Source organism: Paenibacillus sp. EKM10P (assembly GCF_011800655.1).
Taxonomy (GTDB): domain Bacteria; phylum Bacillota; class Bacilli; order Paenibacillales; family Paenibacillaceae; genus Paenibacillus; species Paenibacillus polymyxa.
Genome location: NZ_JAALET010000028.1, coordinates 1 through 4,298 on the forward strand (window position 1 = coordinate 1; position 4,298 = coordinate 4,298).

The following is a 4,298-nucleotide window of genomic DNA, read 5'->3' on the forward strand; positions in this document are numbered from 1 at the left end:
ACTTGCATGTATTAGGCACGCCGCCAGCGTTCGTCCTGAGCCAGGATCAAACTCTCCATTAAAGACCAACCGAAGTTAGTTATAGAAAGAGCGATTAGCTCATTTTGAAACTGACGAGATAAAATATCTCATTATTTGATTTTGCGAACAAAATCAGTTTACTCACTCGTTGTTCAGTTTTCAAAGATCAAATTCTTTTTCGCTGCGTTTTTCAGCAGCTATAAGATCATATCATATTCATTTCAAAAACGCAAGGGTTATTTTCTTCTTCTTTTCGAAGATTATTTCACCCTGTTTATTCTCTTTTGAACGGCTGTTTTGTTGTCATCTCAAATAATATATCATTTTCAACCACAGAATACAACTTGTAATAAATGTAAATTGACCATTACCTAAAACTCTTTTCGACTGCTAATCAACTATTTATCAACATGATTGCTATTTTAAAAACCACTATTATCGTTGGCTTGCCGCTAAATCCGTCGATTCTTTTTTAGATATCTATAATATTCGTTCCTTTTAATCGCTTATTGCAGAAGACTTACAATTAGACGGAGTCTTTAGCCCCCGCCTAACGATACTTATAATTTTAGAGTCTGCAAATCTCATGGGCACATTGACCATACGAAGGGCAACAGCACATAGCACGCAACACCTTGAGATCGTGAATGACGATTTTTCCGTCTCTCGTATCCAAGGTACCCTGCTCTTTCAGCGAGCTCAGCATCCGATTCACACTCTCGCGCGTTGCTCCAATCATCTCACCCAGTTCGGAGTGACTTAACTTCATATTCAGTAAAATGCCATCCTTCACAGCTACGCCACATGTATTACTTGCACGGATTAAGGTAGACGCTAGTGCCCCCGTTTTACCATACAACAATAAGTCCCGAAACCGTGATTGCATAATTCGTTGCTTCATTGCCATCCACTGTATAAACTGAAGCGCCATTTCCCCATGCTTAGACAGGAGCGACTCCAGATCCTTAACAAGCACGACACCTAATTCACACACATCGGCTGTTTCTGCAGTGCAACTATACTCTTCCCCATCTATCCCACTAAACTCCCCGATTAAATCGCCTTGGTGCTGAATAGTCAGAATCAATTCTTTACCGTCTTCTGTCGACTTACGGAGTTTAACATGACCCGAATGTATATAATAAAGCTGCTCCGCATCATCCCCCTCTCGGAAAAGCATAACGCCTGCCTTTACCTTCTTCCAGGACATGATATCTTTTAACAGTTCAAAATGCTCTTCCGTCAGAAAAAGCTGAATCCCCGTGCGCTGCGCTTCGTCCCCAAACCGTTCCATACAAGTGGCTTGCATATTAGCGTCCTCCTCGTGTTTACCTAATATCTTAATCATAATGTTTTGATGCCTGGGTTGTTATCGGGAGAACACCTGATTTTGCACCTCCCTACTCCCTGATTTGCAGTGATAAATATCACTTCCAGGATTATCTAACGCCCCATTTATCGCCCCACCTCTTATTGATTACCCAGTCTAATGAAAAGTCAGTGTTTCCTGCGCCTATAGATCAGGGGGTTCCCTGAATTACTTTTGTACCTGTCAGAATTACAATAAATTAGAGCTACAGTTGGTTAAGATAAAGGATGTGTCTTCTATGCTACAAATAACGGATGAAATGCGAAATGAACTGAACCAGTTGCGAGATCATGTTTATGGGGATCTCACTGCACTTGCATTTATGTCCAGGTCAGGGGGTAAGTTGCATTGGTATTATGCCTCCGGCAGCCGAAACAATCGCTATCGCCTTATTTCTTTTAAAGTTGGGCATGGGATCGCCGGGATGGCTGTTCGTCTTGGACGTACTGTGACCGTTAGTGCTTTAATATCAGGCAGTATACGTTTACGTCAAGAATGTGCGCTTATGCTGGCCGAACAGTTACATTCTGCAGTGGCCATTCCCTTTTCCAGTACAGGAGACTTGCCAAACGGTGTGCTACTTGTCGGTAACCGTGAAGTGAGAACTTTCACCGAATCTGATGTAGCCAAGGCCACTCAAGTCGCTCATCGCCTTGGCCAGCTATGTGCCCTCCCTCTCACTCCATAGATTGATATTTGAAGAAAAATAAAATTATAAATATAAGTGAACATGAACAGCTCATCTAACTATCTCTGTTGATTGAAATCCCTAAAATTTGCTATGATTATGACAAAACGCACGGTTTTTTTACCGTTCGAGGGGATGACTAATTGATTCGTATACTAGTAGTGGATGATCATGTTGTCGTACGTTCTGGCCTCATGGCCCTATTGGACGGCAAAAACGGTATTAAGGTAGTAGGAGATGCAGCAGACGGGGATGAAGCAATCCGCAAAGCGGTGGAGCTACAACCTGATGTCGTGCTCATGGATTTTAGTATGCCACCTGGCAAAGATGGCCTCACGGCAACCACCGAATTAAAAAAACAGTTGCCGGATACAGAAGTGCTTATTTTAACGATGCATGATGATGAGGAATATCTGTTCCGAGCCATTCAAGCCGGAGCATCTGGATATATTTTAAAAAGTGCACCTCATGAGGAATTACTCGCTGCCATCCAGTCTGTAGCCGAAGGCAGTGCCTATCTGTATCCCAATGCAACCAAACGCCTGATGAGTGAATATCTGGACAAAATCAAACAAGAGGGCATAGCCGGGCCGTATGAATCCCTGTCTGAGCGGGAAAAAGAGATCCTATCATGGGTAGCCAAAGGATATGCCAACAAGGAAATTGCCGAACACCTGGTGATTAGCGTCAAAACCGTAGAGTCCCACAAAAGCAACCTTATGGAGAAGCTTAACTTGAAAACACGGCCTGAGTTGGTCAAATTTGCACTGAAAAAGGGGTTGCTCCATTATGAATGAACCTTCTAACCCTTTACTGCAGCCCGCCTTTGGGGAGTCAACCGATAAACTACTGAATGATTTGGAAATTCATATACCAGATTCTCCTTTTCTCCATGTACTGCGTAGTTCTCTCCACCAGCTATCCAATCTAAAATTTGCTCTAGATACATCTTCCATCGTTGCTCTGACCGATCATCGAGGAATTATTCAGTACGTAAACGATAAGTTCTGTGAGATTTCGCAATATAGTCGTGAAGAATTGATCGGGCAGGATCATCGTCTCATTAATTCGGGCTATCATACTCGAGCCTTCATGAAGAACCTGTGGACTACGATCCGTTCTGGTGAGGTATGGCAGGGAGAAATACGAAATCGTGCTAAAGATAACAGCTACTACTGGGTGAATACTACGATTGTTCCATTTATGGACGAGGAAGGTAAACCCTATCAGTACTTAGCGATCCGTAATGAAGTAACTAAATTAAAAAAAGTAGAGGCAGAGCTTCAGACCATGATGACGCAAGTCATGCAAATACAGGAGGAAGAGCGTAAACGCTTTTCAAGAGAGCTTCATGATGGGATTGGACAAAGCCTTTTTTCACTTATTATTCAATTAGATAGCCAACTAGCCGAACAACCCAGCGCTACTTTGGAAAATCTGCGTACACAGGTAACTGATATCATTAAAGATGTTCGTGGCTTAGCGTGGGAACTTCGTCCCTCAGTTCTGGATGATTTGGGTGTCGTACCGGCCCTAAGAACTTATATTGAAAATTTCTGTTCGCATTACGGAATCGAAGTGCATTTTCAATGTACTTTACGTAAACGCCTTGATATCCGAAAAGAAATAGCAATCTATAGAATTGTACAGGAAGCATTGACGAATGTAGCCAAATACGCAGATGTAGCAGAGGCTTACGTTGAGGTAGAGGATCAAGATAAAACGATACAAGTGACTATTCGGGATGAAGGTATTGGCTTTTCTGGAAAGTCCCGAGGAGAAGGAGTTGGACTGTTCAGCATGGAAGAACGAGCTAGAGGAGTAGGCGGCTTCTTGAGCATGACCTCTGCTCCAAATCAGGGAACCTCCATACAGCTGACCATACCAGTGTAAAACCTGTGTACTAGATCAGTTGTCGGTGTATACTCACTGCAGGAGCAGAAGGAATACACCGATAGCAAGGATTATCGATAGTCAACACTTTGTAGAATCTATGGAAGATAAACATACAAAAAAAGAGAGAGCTCTGTCCCCAGACAGGCTCTCTTTATTTATAAGGTGTCACCACTGAGGCAACAAGAATCCGCTATAGCAAAAAGCGGGTGATGGGAATCGAACCCACGCTACCAGCTTGGAAGGCTGGAGTTCTACCATTGAACTACACCCGCAAATCAGTATCGGGATGACACGATTTGAACATGCGACCCCCTGGTCCCAAAC

The 4,298-nt window shown here is 43.1% G+C and carries 4 protein-coding genes, 1 tRNA gene and 1 rRNA gene; 3 read left to right on the plus strand and 3 right to left on the minus strand.

Going from position 1 to position 4,298, the window contains the following annotated elements; translation table 11 throughout:
- A 16S ribosomal RNA gene (locus HFE01_RS26175) occupies positions 1-62 on the minus strand; the annotation flags it as partial.
- Between the two features lie 527 nt (positions 63-589).
- Positions 590-1,330, minus strand: coding sequence for a Crp/Fnr family transcriptional regulator (locus HFE01_RS26180; RefSeq protein WP_016818378.1), 741 nt, complete (start codon positions 1,328-1,330; stop codon positions 590-592).
- Positions 1,331-1,628: 298 nt separating this feature from the next.
- On the opposite strand from HFE01_RS26180, the gene HFE01_RS26185 reads away from it, so the two are divergent.
- The 3 genes from HFE01_RS26185 (at position 1,629) to HFE01_RS26195 (ending at position 3,971) form a co-directional block, all read left to right on the plus strand.
- Positions 1,629-2,078: a GAF domain-containing protein gene (locus tag HFE01_RS26185; RefSeq protein WP_017428696.1), complete on the plus strand. Its 450-nt coding sequence runs from the start codon at positions 1,629-1,631 to the stop codon at positions 2,076-2,078.
- 143 nt (positions 2,079-2,221) lie between these two features.
- Positions 2,222-2,875, plus strand: coding sequence for a response regulator (locus HFE01_RS26190; RefSeq protein ID WP_013369023.1), 654 nt, complete (start codon positions 2,222-2,224; stop codon positions 2,873-2,875).
- A complete protein-coding gene (locus HFE01_RS26195) occupies positions 2,868-3,971 on the plus strand; it encodes a PAS domain-containing sensor histidine kinase (RefSeq protein ID WP_031462677.1) in 1,104 nt (367 codons plus the stop codon). Before HFE01_RS26190 ends, HFE01_RS26195 begins: the two co-directional genes overlap by 8 nt.
- Before the next feature lie 204 nt (positions 3,972-4,175).
- On the opposite strand, the gene HFE01_RS26200 is transcribed toward HFE01_RS26195, so the two are convergent.
- Positions 4,176-4,246, minus strand: a tRNA-Gly gene (locus HFE01_RS26200).
- Positions 4,247-4,298: the final 52 nt, after the last annotated feature.